Source organism: Hymenobacter seoulensis, assembly GCF_054780535.1.
Genome location: NZ_BAAGWD010000001.1, coordinates 1,247,115 through 1,261,781, shown reverse-complemented (window position 1 = coordinate 1,261,781; position 14,667 = coordinate 1,247,115). Strand labels below are relative to the sequence as shown.

The following is a 14,667-nucleotide window of genomic DNA, read 5'->3' as shown; positions in this document are numbered from 1 at the left end:
TGCCGCCTAAGGTACGAAACGCCCGGCAAGCCGCTTGCGTGCCCGACCCAGGAAAAACAGCCAACTTCACGGCAAGGTTATACCAGAGTCTATGTCCGAATTCCAAACGTATCAGCGCTTTCCGAATGTAGAGGTAGCGCAGCCGCTGCTGCAACTTTTGCACGAGCATGGTATCGAGTATGAAACCAAGCTCGATCAGCCCCGCATCGACCCCAGCTTTGCGTTTAACCCTACCAACTCTTATTTTCTAGTGAAGCTGCGGCCCGCCGACTTTGAGGCGGCGCGAGACCTAGAGCGCACCACCGACGAGCAACTCAGCGCCGCCGCCCCCACCGACCACTATCTGTTTAGCTTCTCAGATGATGAGCTGCTGGATATTCTGCTGAAAGCCGATGAGTGGAGCAGCTTTGATGTGGCCCTGGCACGCCGCATTTTGCGCCAGCGTGGTCAAGAGGTAAGCCCGGCCCTCACGGAGCGGCTCCACCACCAGCGCCTCACCGACTTAGCCCAACCCGAACCCAGCCAGAAGGCCTGGATTTTCTTTGGCTACGCCATGGCGTTGCTGGGTGGACTGGTGGCCGTGTTTATTGGGTGGCATCTGTATTCGCACAAAAAGCAGCTCCCCAATGGGCAGCAGGTGCAGGCCTTTCGGCCCCAGGATCGTGCCCACGGCCTGCGTATTTTGGTGCTGGGCGCTAGTTGCTTTGTGCTGCTATTGGTGCTTCGGTTTTACACAGGCGAGTAAGTACTAGCCCTAAAAACGCACTAAACCCGCCAAGCAGCTGTGCCAACGGTTCAGGGTTGGGAGCTACCTAGCGGGTTTGGTGCAGATAATAAAGGAGACGTTACTTGGCTTTGCTGCCTAGCCACTCAGCCCGGAATTTCTTCTGTGCTTTGGTTAGGGGGCGCTCGGCTTTTTCATACGGCACTACTTCTAAGTCTGAGTTTTCTTGGAGCGTAACGGGCACTGTCCGTACGCCGTCTCGGGCCTTCACTTCTACCTGAATTATGTCGCCGGGCTTGTGGGCTGCCAGAAATTTCTGCACTTCCTTGGCATTGATGGGCTTTTTGCCATCCATCTTCAGCACCACATCTTCCCGGTCGAGGCCGGCTTGGTAAAAGGGGCTTTCAAGCAAAGTGGAGCCTAGCGTGGCGGTGCTATCGGGGTTGAACTGCAGACGGGCCTCCAAGGTAGCCTGGCCGGCATGGGCCCGGCGTACTAGCAACCCAGCGGGTGCCAGCAGTTGCTCATAGTTGTGCACCTCATGGCCCGTGATGTGCTGGCGGAAGAACTGACCGGCAAAGGCTGTATCCTTGGCTACCTCGCCCAGCACGCGCTGCAGGTCCGGGAGCGTGTAGGGCTTGGCCGGAGCGTAGCCCTGCTGCTGGCCGTGCTGCTTCCAAAGTGTGCGCATGTAGGTATCGAGGTCGGTTTTATAGCGCTGCCGCAGCAGCAGATCAAGCGCCAACGCATTGCCCGCCCCGATATAGTAATAGCTCAAATACGTATTCGAGCGGTTGTTGGGGTCGATGGCGGCGGCGGCGTCTACAAAAGGGGCCTGTTGGCTCATGTGCACCGGTGAGTAGCGCTTGGGGCCGGGCATGGTGAGCATGGCATCTACAATGCCGCTTAGGGCTTCCTGGCAGTATTGCTCATCAGTGTAGGCGCCAGCGCGGCGTAGTAGCACCTCGCCGTAGTACTGCGTGAAGCCTTCCGCAAACCACAGGTTGCTGCTCATGTTGGCCCGCTGAAAATCAAATGGCTCGAGGTCCTGCGGGCGGAGGCGCTCCACATTCCAGCTGTGGAAAAACTCGTGCGACACGGTGCCCAGGTTATCGAGGGCGCCGGGGCCGCGTAGGGGGCGGTTGCTGGTGAGGCTGGTGGAATTGCGGTGCTCCATGCCGTCGCCGCTGGTTTGGGGCAGGTAGTTCGCCACGAAGGTGTAACGCCCGAAGTCGTAGTCGGGCAGTCCGCCGAAAATGGCGGCGGCTTCTTTTACTACTTTCTTGGTTTGCTCGGTGTAGGCATCTAGCTCAGCGGGCGTGCCATCGTGCAGCACCTGTAGCTCAATGGTTTTGCCTTGCTCTTTCCAGGTTCGGACCTGCTGCGGGCCTAGGGAAGTAGGCGAGTCCATAAGGTACTGCAGGTGCGGGGCGTGCCAGGTAGTGCCGCTGGCATCGGGGCGGAGCTGCGAGGCTACCGTCCAGCCCTGCGGCAGCGCAAACTGTACCTCAGCAGGGCGTTGCTCCAGGCCCTGGGCGTAGGCTAGGGTAGCAGGAATATTGAGGTGTGCGTGGCGACTATCAATACCAGCGTAGGTGCCATCAGTCCGGTCGCCGAACAGGGTGTACGTGAATATCACGGTGCCATCGTGGCCCGCCACGGCCCAGCCGTAGGGGTCGGGTTTAGTGACGGAGAGCTGCTTGCCTTTCGAGTCGGTGGCTTGCACGTCGTACACGTTCTTGGCAAACTCATGCAGGGCATAGCGGCCAGGCGAGGAGCGTGCCATGCGTACCTGCAGCGGGCCGGCCGGCAGCTCCCGGAACGTGGCGGTAATGCGCGCCTCATGGTGCAGGGCATTCGGGAAAGCGAGGCTGTATTGCACCGGTGCCTGGGCCTGCACCTGAGCCGGCCGGCTCAGTGCCAAAGGGAGTGCCAGCAGCAGGAGCGCAGCAGATTTTCGCATCATCATACGCAAAGAAATAGGGGAGAGAAGGAAAGGAACTGCTAACCTAACAGGAGTTGGCAGAGCAAACCAATAGTTGCGCTGGAATAAAGCCGGTTTAGGGCTCGAAAGCACCTAGTCTTGCGCTGAAGCGCTGGAGTAGCTTTCAGATGAAACCAGCCGCCATACCGTTGCCTCTACCATGTTCCGGAAGAAGGAGCCTGCGGGGTGCGGCTGCAGGCCGAGGCGCGCCAGTTCGATTTCAATAGGCGGCCGTTGGCGGGCACTAATGCCGGTAGTAAGGCCAAAAAAACCGTACATCAGCCCGAGCAAACCACGGTGCCACCAGGTGCGTGGCGCCGCAAAATCGGCTAGCAGCCAGGTGCCCTGAGAAGTTAAGGCTGCCCGGAGCCGAGTTGCCATACTACGCAACCGCACGGGCTCAAATAAGTCCAGAAAGAAAAAGGTCAGCACGGCATCAAACTGTTCATCAAAGGACAAAGCAGTTTCCGTTCCCAGCCGAAACTCTACCTGGGCTGCGTGCTGTGGCAAATGCTGCTGCAGCCACTGGCGGCTGCGGGCCAGCATTTGGGGGGAGGCTTCGAGGTACAGCACCGTGGCCGCCGGCTGGCGACTCAACACTTCGCCCAGCACCCAGCCCGTGCCGCCCCCAATAATAAGGATGTGCGGGTTGCCGGAAGGTAGGCCTGCGTCCAGGGCAGCCTGCTGCGCCTGCTGGAGTGCCCGGCCGTACACCAGGCGAGCCAGCGGATCGTAGAACGCTGCTACCACATCAAAGCCGGAATCAGGAAGGGCAGGCATGCAGCAACATACTAGGTCAGAAAAGGGGCCAAAAGTGCTGCGAAGAAGGGCGGTAAAGGTAGTGGGAAGGGAAGTTCAGGCCATTGCTGTGCCTTGCAGCCATTTCTGCCGTATAGATTCGTTATGACAAACCATCTGCGCCGGCTGCTGGCCGGGTTTCTGCTGTTTGCAACGGAGTTTGCCATCACCCTGTTTCTCGGGGCGCTGGGCGTTATTGCCTTTCTGGCGCTGGGACGCGAAGTGTTTGACCAGGATGCGGCCACCTTTGATGCCAACGCCTTTCGCTGGTCGAGGCAGCTGCTGGGGGCCGAGCGGCAACAGTGGGTGGAAATGGTCACGTTTCTGGCCTCGCGCAATTTCATTACGGCGGCGGGGCTACTGCTGGTCGGGTGGTTTTTGTTTATGCGCCGGCACCGGTGGTACTCCCTGCTGATACCAGTAGTGGCCCTGGGCAGCATCACTCTAAATGTAGCGCTCAAGCAGGTGTATAACCGGCCCCGGCCGCTGCTGCCGCTTACCTCCGCTACGGGCCTGAGCTTCCCGAGCGGGCACGCCATGATATCGGCCTCCTTCTACGGACTGCTTATGTACCTCGTCTGGACGCACGTGCGCCGGCCGGCTCTGCGCTACCCATTGGTAAGCGTGCTGGCACTTCTGATTCTGCTTATTGGCCTAACGCGGGTGTACCTGCGGGTGCACTACGCTACCGATGTGCTGGCCGGCTTTGCCGCGGGCGTTAGTTGGTTGCTGATTGCTATTCCGATGCTGAAACACATAGAAATACTGGTAAAAAAACGCTTTAAAAACGAGATGCAATCAGCTGAAAAACAGCCTACATAGCGCAGAATCGTACTATTTTCGAAATTATTTTATGACTTTTTTTTAAGTCAAAGCTTGACACAGGTCGAAAAAGCCTTCTATCTTTGCAGCATCAAACGGCCCCGCAAGGCAGCCCGCTGATAAAAAGTGCTGCGCTTGTGGCGAAATTGGTAGACGCGCTGTCTTCAGGCGGCAGTTCCGAAAGGTGTGAGAGTTCGAGTCTCTCCGAGCGCACGAAAGCCGATCCAGAAATGGATCGGCTTTTTTCGTTTATACTTGTTTCCCTAGGTCGTCTGAGAAAGCAAAGTCCTAGTGGTCAGCTATAGGCCGGGTTCTGGGTTTACGTGGATAACTAACCTAGTAGCTGTGGATAAGCAGACACTAATTTGAGGCAGCAGAACAGACTAGGTAAGCAAACCTAACGAACCCACGTAAAAACCGGCATATCCCTTCACTGATTGCGTGCTTCCATGAAGTCGTTCACCGCTCGTTTGCTGGCATTGCTGAGTTTGCTTACCGTAGAAGCCGCAGTAGCCGTGGGCGTGTTCCTGACCTCAGCGCTGCTATTTTTTTACCTCACGCGGGTAGTATTTGGGGCGCGCTCCGTGGAGTTTGATGCTTGGGCGTTCCAGCAGATGGATGGGATACGCACCTCATGGCCAACCCTAACTAGCTTCGTGCATGGCCTTACGTTTTTTGCGTCGTTCCCTTTTCTAGTCACCACAGGGCTAGTACTGCCGGTACTGCTGCGGTGGCGCGGATTGAAGCGTGAGGCGCTGGAGGTGTTGCTGGCCGTGGGCGGGGCCTCCTTGCTCAACCAAGTGCTCAAGGTGCATTTTCAGCGTGCCCGTCCTTCTACGGCCTTGGTTTTGCAATCGGGCCTAAGCTTTCCGAGCGGCCATGCCATGATTGGGGTGGCCTTATATGGGTGCCTGGCGTGGCTGCTGTGGCGTCACCGCCACCATCCGGTGTGGGCCGCGCTGCTCCTCTTGTTTGCCCTGCTCATTGGTCTCACGCGGGTTTACCTACACGTGCATTACATCACCGATGTGCTGGCCGGCTTCGCTATTGGGCTAGTTTGGCTGATTCTGGTGAGAGCAGGTTTGCACCTGTGGTGGCGGGAGAGAAAAGAACTGATAGAGGCCTAGAAGGCAGCTGTTCTGCTGTGTCTTCTAGGCCTCTATCAGGCGCAACTACATGCCTATAGTTGCTTACAATTTCACCTTCACGCGTAGCGCCAACAGACCTTTCACACCCTGTAGCTCTTCCAGCTCCAGCTCCTCAATGTCGGGCAGTAGTAGGCCGCGGTCCTGCAGGTAATCGATGTACTCGATGTACTCATCGGCTTCGCGCTGCTGCGAGTACACCAGGGCAATGTGGTCGGGTTGGGTTAGCCGCTCACCGGTGCCTAGTACCGTGGCCTTGTCAATGCGCTTTTTAATGATTTCGTAGCGAATGTTATAGGCGCCATCCACATCAAACTGGCGCTCATCCTGCCGAAACCGAATGCTCAGGGGTTGGCTATGAATCAGGATAAGCTGCGTGATTTCGAGCGGCACGGGCAGTGTAGGCTTCAGGGCTGCCGTGCGACGCGTGATTTCCACCATCACCAGCAATTGCCACAACCGCAGGTTTTTCAAGAAAACCAGGTCAAACGGCTTGTTTTCCACCAGCGAAGCACCCACGTAAATGTTGTGCTCTACGCCATCGGTCTTGAACCGCTGGAAGTAGTGCGGAAACATGTCCTGGGCCTTGGCATCTTCCTCATCTAGGTAGCTACTGACAGCATCATTAAGGATGGTGGTGGTTTCCTCGAAGGCCTTGCGACGCTTATACAGAATGCCCAGCTCCGGATCGATGTTGGCCCAGTACTGGCTGATGATGGGCCGCAGCTCCGGCGTGTTCTGGCTCAGGTACTCAAACAGCGGCTCCACTTCGGTCCGCAGCGACTCAAAAATGCTCACTTCATCGCCCGTCAGGATGCCCTGGCGCAGGCGGCGCAGGTTTTTGTTCACGTAGAACTTGAGCTCATCCAGAATGGGCAGCTGCTGAAACTCGGAGGCCCGGCGCAGCACTTTGCCTGCTAGGGTCAGGTGTTCAATCAAGTCGCCCTGAATGGCCTCATTGCGCGCCGTGCTGCTCGCCCGGATATCACTGGAGCCATGAAGCGGGTACACATCATGGAACACAATGTCTTCCATTTCAGCGCTTTTGTTGCCGTCTTCCAGCTTTTGCAGCAGGTTTTGGGCCGCATCCGTAAAGCGCCACTCCATGGTGGGGTGAATGGCCGTAAACTTCTCTTTAATAATAGCTTGCACCCGCGTCTGGATGTCCTCGGCGTTGCGCTTTACCGCTACCGCAAACAAAGGCACAAACTGATTTACGTTTTCAAGGCTGAACTCATTCAGGTCGCCCACATTCGGTGAGCCCAGCTCCAGAAGGCCCACAATATCGTCGCCGTACGGCAGCAGGGCCAGAATAGCAGAGCGGATGCCTAGGCTCAGAATTTGCTCGCGCAGGTCTTCCGGAATATCGGCTTTCTCCACGTCTTCCAGCACCAGCGGCTGCCGGTTATCCCACAGGCGGTTGTAAATCTGGCGGAAACCAGAGCTGGCATCGGGATTGTGCAGCTGTTTGGTCAGGAAACTGTGGTTGATTTTGCGGCCGAAGTCGACGAAGGCCTTCTTTTTTTCATCGAAGGCCGCAATGCCCAATTGCAAAAACGGCCGCCCAAACAGCACGCGCAGCTTTTCCTGAATCTGCTCCAGGCGGTCAGAAGCCTGCAGCACGTCGCGCTCCAACAAATCGTATTTCAGCTCCGACAGAATTTCCTGCTCCGTGACATCAACCAAGTGCAGAATGTTAAAGCCTTCGAGCTCAAAGTGATGCGGAGGCAGCAATTGCTGCCACAAATCGGCGCGGTGCGGATTGCGAGCCAGCAAGTCAAGCTGCTCGGGCGTAAGTTCGGGCTTGTCGCCGTGCACCTTTATTTCTACAAAAGTGGAGTTAAACTCCACGCCGTAGTGCCGGTACAGGCCAATGCTATAATCCGGAACGGTGAAAATGATATTGCCCTGCAGCGGCAGCCGCACGTCATAAATCTGCTCCAGAATCAGCTGGTACGCCATGCGGGTGGTGTACATATCCAACGTCCGCATGGTGATATTCAGGGGCTGCTTTATGGATTTAGACGCGTTGAGCAGCACCTCCGCAAAGCGAGGCGTATGATAAAAGCTGTGGCGCTCAAAAGGAGCAATGGCTCCGGAAATATCGGTGGGGAAGGAGGCCGGCGGGAATACGGCCAGCATCAGGGTTTCTACTAGGTCGCAGTGGCACTCCAGCAAGTTCAGGTCGGTGATGGGGCCGCGCACCCAGTCGGCGGCGGCAATCTGCTCGCCAACGGAGCGCGAAAGCAGCGCAATTCCGGCATTCAAGGATACTTCCCCCGCCTTCCAGTACGCAATTAGCGGCTCTAGGCTAAGCGTGGTTTTAAATGGAAACGTGGGCGAAACAAGGGGAGTAGGTTCTTTCAGCATAACATCAAAATACTACCCCCACACAACACACCAACCGTGCAGCAAGAGTAGGCAGACAACTACTATACGGCCATCAAGGGCATCCGGACGTACCCGGAAGCCATTGGCTGTTGTGTATAACAGCGGGGTGCTTGGCTTGCGTTCCGGCAGGTTATTTTCTGGTTAGTACAATAGGTACCAGTTTATTCGTTTGAGCCGGATCAGTGAGGTTAAGGACTTTGGACTGTAAGTTTTGCGTGATGAAGGCCTGCTTGTTGGTGTTGCGGAAACAGGAGCAGCAGCCGTCGCCTTCGTAGGTGGTAGCCAGCTGCACACTATCAATCTTGTAGGTGAACGTAGGGGTAGCGCTGCGTGTGGGAGCCAGGTACAGCACATAGCTGTATTGGGTAAGCTTATTGCCGGATGCCAGTGCAAAAGGCGTGGCATTGTTGATGATAACCGGCAGCTCAAACGCCTTGCTGCGGCTGCGCGTCACGAGTACCGTATCGGCCCTAGGAACCTGTAATGGGTCGCGGGGTATGCGTACCAAAAACACATTCTTTATATCATCTGAAGCAAATCCATTTGCAGTAGCCGAATCGGAGGGGCTGAACTTGAGCCCGATGGCATCGGCGTAGGCGTCGTCGCATTCACAGGCAACGGAACCGCAGCAGGCGGCCAGCAGCACGGTGGTAGTCAGAACAGAAAGCCAGGTCAGGAAGGAGCGTAGCATAGGGCGTAAAGATAACAAGCTGCCTACGGCCGGAAAGTAAAGTATGGTGCGGGCCACAAGCAAAAACGAAAAACCGGCCCGCCGAAGCAGACCGGTTTTTATAACGCCTTACTAGCCCTGTTTAGTAGCTAAACTGGCTAGGGGGCTATTCCTTCACAAAGCGCCGGGTTTCGGAGCCCGTGCGGCTCGTGATTTTGAAATAGTAGGTTCCGGCCGGCAGGTCGGCTACGTTTGCCGTGAGCGTGTGCGTGCCTTTCTCCTTTTTGGCCTCCTGCGCCACGGTGCGCAGCGTGTTGCCGCGACCGTCTAGCAGCTCCACCGTCACGGGGCCGGCCTTTTTCACCTCGTACTCCACCTGGTTGGTTGAGACGGAAGGGTTGGGGTACACGCCCGCTTTGGTTGCCTCGGTGGCGGCTCGTGGCGGCGCAGGCGCGTTGGGGTCGAGGAGCAGGAATGTGGCGGGCTGGAAATAGCGGCGGGGGCCGCCTATGTGCTTTTTGCCGTGCCGACGGCCGACTTTTTCGGGTTGGGCAGGGGTAGCAGTGCGGGCCAGAATAGCTTTCGTATCGGCCGTCCATTTCTCTTTCTGGGGCTGCACTTCTTGGGCAAGTTTGGCAATGTCGCCTTCGTATTTCTGCGCCAGCAAGCTCACGTTCTGCATGATGGCTTTGGTTTCGGAGCGTTGCTGCTGAAGCTGCTGCTTTTGTGCCTCCGTTAAAGGGGGGCGTTTGCCCTCGGTGGGGGTAGCGGCGGCCCGGAAGCTTTGGCGCAGAGCTTTCTCCTTCTGGCGACTTTCGCGCAGCTGCGCCCGATACAAGGCAAGCTGGGCTTTATCAGAAGTAGAAAGTTGGGCCTCCAGTTTCTGGCGCTGCTGGCGCACTACGGGCAGCACGTTTTGCTGGTAGTAAGTGCGCAGCTCGGTGCGGGCTGGCGAGTTGTGCCGGGCCTGCGTATTTTGGGCGTGCACGGCCGGGCCGGCCAGCAACAGGAAAAAGGCGAGGGTGAGCGTACTGGCTTTCATGAGCAAGGTAAGGCTAACAGAAAATGAGAAGGGATATCCGGATGTATTGGCATAGATGAGGCCAGCCGGCGCGGGTTTAATCAGGTCCCTGAAAAAAGCAGAAATCCGGCTCGTAGCCCATTAAAAACACTAGGCCAACTGGGCCCGCAAACCGTCCTGAATTAGTTTTTACCGGGCTGATTTCTATAGCTCCAGGCGCCGGTTATGGTTCAGATACGCCCGTAAATCCGCAACTTGCGCCAGTATGCTTCTGGTTTTTTTTCGGCGCTTCTGGGCGCTATTGTTCCTGCTCTTGCCTTTAGCGCTGCCCGCGCAAATTCCTGTTGCTACTAGCCCTACTCGCCTCCCAAACCCTGTTTGGCTGGAGAAGATGGTGCGGGAAGCGCCCGCCTTGCAACGGCACCACGTGGGCGTGTGCATTACCGATGTAGCCACCGGCCAGCAGCTATATGGCCTCAACGAGGATCGGTATTTCACGCCAGCCAGCACCATGAAGCTGTTTAGCCTGTACGCGGGCCTGCAATTATTGCCCGACTCCTTGCCCAGCCTGCGCTACGTAGTGCGCCCTGATACGCTGCTGTTCTGGGGTACCGGCGACCCGACGCTGCTTCACGGCGATGTGCCCTCGGGCCGAGCGCTGGCTTTCCTGGCTGGTCGGCCCGAAAAGCTACTGTATGCCGAAGTGCCTACCGTCACCACCTTCGGGCCGGGCTGGAGCTGGGATGACTACAACTATTATTTCCAGCCCGAGCGCAGCCCTTTGCCAGTGTATGGCAACACCGTGCGCTTCTACGCCAAAGCCGGCCAGCCCTGGCCGCGCCTATACCCGCGTTTCTTCCAGCCAATCACGGAGCTGGCTGCGTCCGGAGCTAGCAACCCAACCAACGACCATGTGCGGCGCGAGCAGCTTGAAAACCGCTTTGTGGTGTTTCCGAGCCCCAAAAATTGGGTTGATGAAACGCCCTTTCGCACCAGCCCGGCGCTGCTGCTCCAGCTGCTTCAGGACACACTACGGCGGCCCGTGCTGCAAACCCCGTTTCGGCTGCGGCCCCAGGATGCAGTATACACCCTGCGCGGCTTACCCGTCGACTCATTGTACCGCCGGATGATTCGGGTCAGCGACAACTTTCTGGCCGAGCAGCTGCTACTCATGTGCTCCTCCACACTAGGTCTCGATTCGCTGAATACCGCCCGTGTCATCCGCACCATGCAGCAGCGCTACCTCCACGATCTGCCCGACCCGGTAACCTGGGTTGATGGCTCTGGCCTGTCGCGCCTAAACCTAGCCACGCCCCGCACCCTAGTGGCCCTGATGCTGCGCCTGCACCAACAGGTAGAAGAGCCGCGCTTATTGAACTTACTAGCAGCTGGTGGAGGGCAGGGCACCTTGCGCCGCCGCTACCGTCCGGTAGCGGGCAAACCGTGGCTCTGGGGCAAAACCGGCACCCTCACCAACAACCACAACCTGGTCGGCTACCTGCGCACTAAATCGGGCCGACTGCTGGCCTTCAGCTTCCTCAACAACAACCTGCCCGGCGACGACGCGCCCGTCCGTACCGAAGTGGAGAAAATCCTGGCGCAGGTGCGAGACCAGCTATAGCCGCGAAGGCCACTTTATTCTGGCTTCGCGACTTTTACCTGGGTAGTGATGATGGATTTGTATACCAGCAAATCAACCCCTTTTTTGCTTCTGAGCGCTGTTTTTGTACGCCACGGAATATTGAACGCCACTTGGTTCTGGCAGTTGTTTTCTAGTGCTACCTCAAAATACAGCTTCTGACCATTGTCATGCCAGGCCAGTTTGTTGGCTTCGTGAGTTAAGGTCAGTACCTGCATTTTTCGGGGCTCAGTGGCTGCTACCTGCACCATATCAAGTGCCGCAAGCTCCTGCATGGGCTCTGAAAACGTGATTTCGTATGCGGCCTTTAGGCTGTTGGTGAGGTCAGCGTTTTGCAGAGGGCAGGCCGTAATGGTGGGTTGGCTGAGGTGCGGCTGAGTTTTCTTACACCACTTCAGTAGCGCCGGGTACAGGTCGCTGATCTTCTGGTTTTTGCCCTTGCTGTCATACAAGGCTTTCAATTTGGCATTGAACAAGGAGCTGGCAAAAAAGCCCCGGCTTTCGTTTTGCAAGGCCCAGTCCTGAGCAACTAGTGGCGCTATATGGGGAAAGTATTTGTACAGAAACAGATCGTACACAGCCCAGGTCATGTACTCATTAAACGTAGCTAGCATCAGGTTCTCGTAGCCGCTGCCCGTGTCCCATTGCTTGCTGCTGAAAGCCTGAGTTATCTGGGATGCGTGCTGGTCGCTTACAGGGTTTACAAAGCCATGATCCATCTCGGTAAAGAGCATATGGATTTCGGAGGCTTTCTCGGCTTCCGAGACCTGGGTGGGGGTAGTACCATCAATAACATAAGCTGGCAAGCTTACAAAATCAGTGGCCACGCCATTCACGGTGCGGTGGCAGTTCATGCGGTGTACCAGCGGCGAAATCACCACGGCATACTTCACCGGCGTCCAGGTGCCGCCCATCTCCACCTTCAGAAACGCCAGCATCTCGGGCAGCATCTGCGACTGTTGATACGCCACCGACACCGAGTCGTAGTAAGGTTTGTGGGCCTGATAAAACGCCCGGAAGCCCGAGGCCCGCACGAAATCATTTACTAGGCCCAGGTTATCCTCAAATGGCTTCATACCGTCTTGCGTCGCAAACGGGAAGCGCCGCTGCAACTGTCCATCGGCCCCGAAGTCGAAGGCATACGAGTCGGTGCGGAAGCTCAGATACTTGTCCCACTCCTTGCGCGAATAATTGACCTTAGCCAGCAGCGGATGCTGCATATACGGCCCAAAATGCGCCAGCACCTGCCGGTAGTACGTTGACTTTTTATACACCTCAAACTCATCCTCACGGCCGTACGGCGTGAGGGCTAGAATGATGTTGGTCAGCTCGTAGGGCTCGGAGCCAGTAATGGTAATGGGCGTTTCAGGCGCTGCCGCATAGCTGGCCGGCCCAAACCCAAGCAGCAGGCACAGAATGCCCAAAAGTCGCTTCATATAGTTGAGTAGCTATAATGGTAGTTTGATGCTGAAAGATGCCTAGTAGAAGTACGCGCCGCGCGTAGGAGCACTTAGTACAGCACCCGGAACTTAATAGTGTGCTCTACCTTGCGCAGCTCGCCAATTACCTCGGGCTCGTACTGCTTGTCGATGTCGGTAATCACGTAGCCGATGTGCTCGTTGGTTTTCAGGTACTGGCCCAGGATGTTGACGTGGTGCTCCGCCAGCACATTGTTGATGCGGGCCAATACGCCAGGCACGTTGTGGTGAATATGAATAAGGCGGTGAGCCTGCTGCTCGGGCAGCTGAATGTTGGGGAAATTGACGCTCTGCTGGGTGTTGCCGGTATTCACGTACTGCATAATGCGCTCGGGCACAAACTCGGCAATGTTGCGCTGGGCCTCGGCGGTACTACCCCCAATGTGGGGCGTAAGCAGCACGTTGGGCAGGCCGCGTAGCTCGCTCTCAAAGTTTTCGTGGTTGGTTTTGGGCTCGTACGGGAACACATCCACGGCGGCACCGCCTAGGTGGCCTGAGCGGAGCACGGCGGCCAGGGCCGGCACATCTACCACGTGGCCACGGCTGTTGTTGAGCAGCAGGGCGCCGGGCTTCATCATGGCCAGCTCCGCGGCTCCAATAAGGTTAGTGTTGGCGGGACGGCCATCTACGTGTAGGGTTACAATATCGGACTGGCGCAGCAGCTCCTCTAGGGTGCGGCACTTTACGGCGTTGCCTAGTTGCAGCTTCTCGGCTACATCGTAATACAGCACCTGCATGCCCACGGCCTCAGCCACCACTGAAAGCTGGGAGCCAATGTTGCCGTAGCCTACAATTCCCAGCTTTTTGCCCCGAATTTCAAACGAGCCCTTCGCCGACTTATCCCACTCGCCCTGGTGCATTTTAGGGCTTTTTTCCGGGATGCGGCGGGCTAGCATGATGATTTCGCCGAGGGCCAGCTCCACTACCGAGCGGGTGTTGCTGAAGGGCGCGTTGAATACGGGCACCCCTTTTTTCATGCAGCCGACCAAGTCAATTTGGTTGGTGCCAATGCAGAAGGCCCCGATGCCGATGAGGCGGTTGGCGGCTTCCAGCACCCTAGCGGTTACCTGCGTTTTGCTCCGGATGCCCAATATGCTCACGCCTTCAATCTGCTGCACCAACTCATCTTCGTCGAGGCCACCGGGCACGGTTTCTACCTGGTAGCCTTCCTGGCGGAACATTTCGGCAGCGCGCGGGTCGGGGTTTTCGAGCAGCAGGACTTTAATGCGGTTTTTGGGGTAGGAGAGCGTCATCGGAAGCTTATTCTGGTAGAGAAATTCGTCGAAAGAAGGCAGTACTTCATCGGCACGCGCTACCACGGCCTCGCGGTGCACGTTTTCGGTGAAGGCATAAAAGCGGTTGGCGAGGCCCGCTTCGCGGATCTGGTAGTCGGTGTAACCGTCACCAAGGGCGTACACGTCGCCGTCAAGGTCGAGTTGGCGGAGCTGCAGAATTTTGCCGCCGTCGCGGCTGAGCACGTTTTCAGCATCGAAGCCCGAAATGCGCCCCTCGGCATCGAAGGTAAAGGTGTTGGCCAGCACGTGGTCGGCGTCGATGCCAAACTCGGCTACCACGGGCTCAATAAACTCCCGGAAACCGCTGCTGACAATGTACACGCGCCCCTGAAATTTCTCGAAGAAGCCGCGGTTGCGCTGAATGCTCTCGGACACTTTGCCGCGCAGGCGCTCTACTAACAGAGGCAGGTGCTCGCGCCGGGCCGGCAGTAACGCCAGCCGCTGCTTTAACGACTCCGAGAAGTTCAGCTCGCCGCTCATGCCACGGTCGGTGAGGGCCCGGATGGCGCCTACTACTTCTTCGCGGTTGGGCTGACCCTGTAGGGCAATATCGGCTAGTTCATCAAGCCCTTCTACCTGGGTGAAGGTGCTGTCGAAATCAATAATAAGGTAGGGGAGCGGTTGGTACGTCTCGGGCATAGTAGGGGCAAGGTAGAACGGAATGCGCAATCAGCCGCAAGTCAGTTTTGGCGCGTTCTAC

At 57.1% G+C, this 14,667-nt stretch carries 11 protein-coding genes and 1 tRNA gene; 5 read left to right on the top strand and 7 right to left on the bottom strand.

Translation table 11 applies throughout. The features are described from left to right. The first annotated feature begins 91 nt into the window (after nucleotides 1–91). Complete coding sequence (locus ACYVHC_RS05415; protein ID WP_460612644.1) at nucleotides 92–745, top strand: hypothetical protein; 654 nt, start codon at nucleotides 92–94, stop codon at nucleotides 743–745. Nucleotides 746–845: 100 nt separating this feature from the next. On the opposite strand, the gene ACYVHC_RS05410 is transcribed toward ACYVHC_RS05415, so the two are convergent. Together ACYVHC_RS05410 and ACYVHC_RS05405 are read right to left on the bottom strand one after the other, a co-directional pair. Beyond that, on the bottom strand, nucleotides 846–2,693 hold the full coding sequence (locus tag ACYVHC_RS05410) for a M61 family metallopeptidase (RefSeq protein WP_460612643.1): 1,848 nt from the start codon (nucleotides 2,691–2,693) through the stop codon (nucleotides 846–848). A 108-nt stretch (nucleotides 2,694–2,801) separates the two neighbouring features. Continuing rightward, a complete protein-coding gene (locus tag ACYVHC_RS05405; protein WP_460612642.1) occupies nucleotides 2,802–3,488 on the bottom strand; it encodes a class I SAM-dependent methyltransferase in 687 nt (228 codons plus the stop codon). Between the two features lie 123 nt (nucleotides 3,489–3,611). On the opposite strand from ACYVHC_RS05405, the gene ACYVHC_RS05400 reads away from it, so the two are divergent. From ACYVHC_RS05400 to ACYVHC_RS05390, 3 genes are all read left to right on the top strand, one after another. After that, nucleotides 3,612–4,328 carry a phosphatase PAP2 family protein gene (locus ACYVHC_RS05400; protein WP_460612641.1) on the top strand — a complete coding sequence of 239 codons (717 nt, stop codon included), beginning with the start codon at nucleotides 3,612–3,614 and terminating at the stop codon, nucleotides 4,326–4,328. A gap of 131 nt (nucleotides 4,329–4,459) precedes the next feature. Beyond that, nucleotides 4,460–4,541, top strand: a tRNA-Leu gene (locus ACYVHC_RS05395). A gap of 236 nt (nucleotides 4,542–4,777) precedes the next feature. Further along, nucleotides 4,778–5,455 carry a phosphatase PAP2 family protein gene (locus ACYVHC_RS05390; protein WP_460612640.1) on the top strand — a complete coding sequence of 226 codons (678 nt, stop codon included), beginning with the start codon at nucleotides 4,778–4,780 and terminating at the stop codon, nucleotides 5,453–5,455. Between the two features lie 63 nt (nucleotides 5,456–5,518). Here ACYVHC_RS05390 and ACYVHC_RS05385 read toward each other — a convergent pair whose 3' ends face one another. From ACYVHC_RS05385 to ACYVHC_RS05375, 3 genes are all read right to left on the bottom strand, one after another. Then, a complete protein-coding gene (locus ACYVHC_RS05385) occupies nucleotides 5,519–7,843 on the bottom strand; it encodes a GAF domain-containing protein (protein WP_460612639.1) in 2,325 nt (774 codons plus the stop codon). A 151-nt stretch (nucleotides 7,844–7,994) separates the two neighbouring features. Continuing rightward, the gene (locus ACYVHC_RS05380; protein ID WP_460612638.1) at nucleotides 7,995–8,555 is read right to left on the bottom strand and encodes a hypothetical protein; all 561 of its coding nucleotides are present in this window, start codon (nucleotides 8,553–8,555) and stop codon (nucleotides 7,995–7,997) included. 145 nt (nucleotides 8,556–8,700) lie between these two features. Beyond that, complete coding sequence (locus ACYVHC_RS05375; protein ID WP_460612637.1) at nucleotides 8,701–9,576, bottom strand: T9SS type A sorting domain-containing protein; 876 nt, start codon at nucleotides 9,574–9,576, stop codon at nucleotides 8,701–8,703. A 244-nt stretch (nucleotides 9,577–9,820) separates the two neighbouring features. On the opposite strand from ACYVHC_RS05375, the gene ACYVHC_RS05370 reads away from it, so the two are divergent. Continuing rightward, a complete protein-coding gene (locus tag ACYVHC_RS05370; protein ID WP_460612636.1) occupies nucleotides 9,821–11,176 on the top strand; it encodes a D-alanyl-D-alanine carboxypeptidase/D-alanyl-D-alanine-endopeptidase in 1,356 nt (451 codons plus the stop codon). A gap of 14 nt (nucleotides 11,177–11,190) precedes the next feature. Here the strand turns inward: ACYVHC_RS05370 and ACYVHC_RS05365 are convergent, their stop codons facing one another. Both ACYVHC_RS05365 and serA read right to left on the bottom strand, forming a co-directional pair. Next, nucleotides 11,191–12,630, bottom strand: a complete 1,440-nt coding sequence (locus tag ACYVHC_RS05365) for a DUF4932 domain-containing protein (RefSeq protein ID WP_460612635.1) — start codon at nucleotides 12,628–12,630, stop codon at nucleotides 11,191–11,193. 74 nt (nucleotides 12,631–12,704) lie between these two features. Then, nucleotides 12,705–14,606, bottom strand: coding sequence for a phosphoglycerate dehydrogenase (gene serA / locus ACYVHC_RS05360; RefSeq protein WP_460612634.1), 1,902 nt, complete (start codon nucleotides 14,604–14,606; stop codon nucleotides 12,705–12,707). Nucleotides 14,607–14,667 lie beyond the last annotated feature (61 nt).

Coding starts and splice junctions, on each gene's coding strand:
- ACYVHC_RS05415 (WP_460612644.1), top strand. CDS start 92: ATGTCCGAATTCCAAACGTATCAGCGCTTTCCGAATGTAGAGGTAGCG.
- ACYVHC_RS05410 (WP_460612643.1), bottom strand. CDS start 2,693: ATGATGATGCGAAAATCTGCTGCGCTCCTGCTGCTGGCACTCCCTTTG.
- ACYVHC_RS05405 (WP_460612642.1), bottom strand. CDS start 3,488: ATGCCTGCCCTTCCTGATTCCGGCTTTGATGTGGTAGCAGCGTTCTAC.
- ACYVHC_RS05400 (WP_460612641.1), top strand. CDS start 3,612: ATGACAAACCATCTGCGCCGGCTGCTGGCCGGGTTTCTGCTGTTTGCA.
- ACYVHC_RS05390 (WP_460612640.1), top strand. CDS start 4,778: ATGAAGTCGTTCACCGCTCGTTTGCTGGCATTGCTGAGTTTGCTTACC.
- ACYVHC_RS05385 (WP_460612639.1), bottom strand. CDS start 7,843: ATGCTGAAAGAACCTACTCCCCTTGTTTCGCCCACGTTTCCATTTAAA.
- ACYVHC_RS05380 (WP_460612638.1), bottom strand. CDS start 8,555: ATGCTACGCTCCTTCCTGACCTGGCTTTCTGTTCTGACTACCACCGTG.
- ACYVHC_RS05375 (WP_460612637.1), bottom strand. CDS start 9,576: ATGAAAGCCAGTACGCTCACCCTCGCCTTTTTCCTGTTGCTGGCCGGC.
- ACYVHC_RS05370 (WP_460612636.1), top strand. CDS start 9,821: ATGCTTCTGGTTTTTTTTCGGCGCTTCTGGGCGCTATTGTTCCTGCTC.
- ACYVHC_RS05365 (WP_460612635.1), bottom strand. CDS start 12,630: ATGAAGCGACTTTTGGGCATTCTGTGCCTGCTGCTTGGGTTTGGGCCG.
- serA (WP_460612634.1), bottom strand. CDS start 14,606: ATGCCCGAGACGTACCAACCGCTCCCCTACCTTATTATTGATTTCGAC.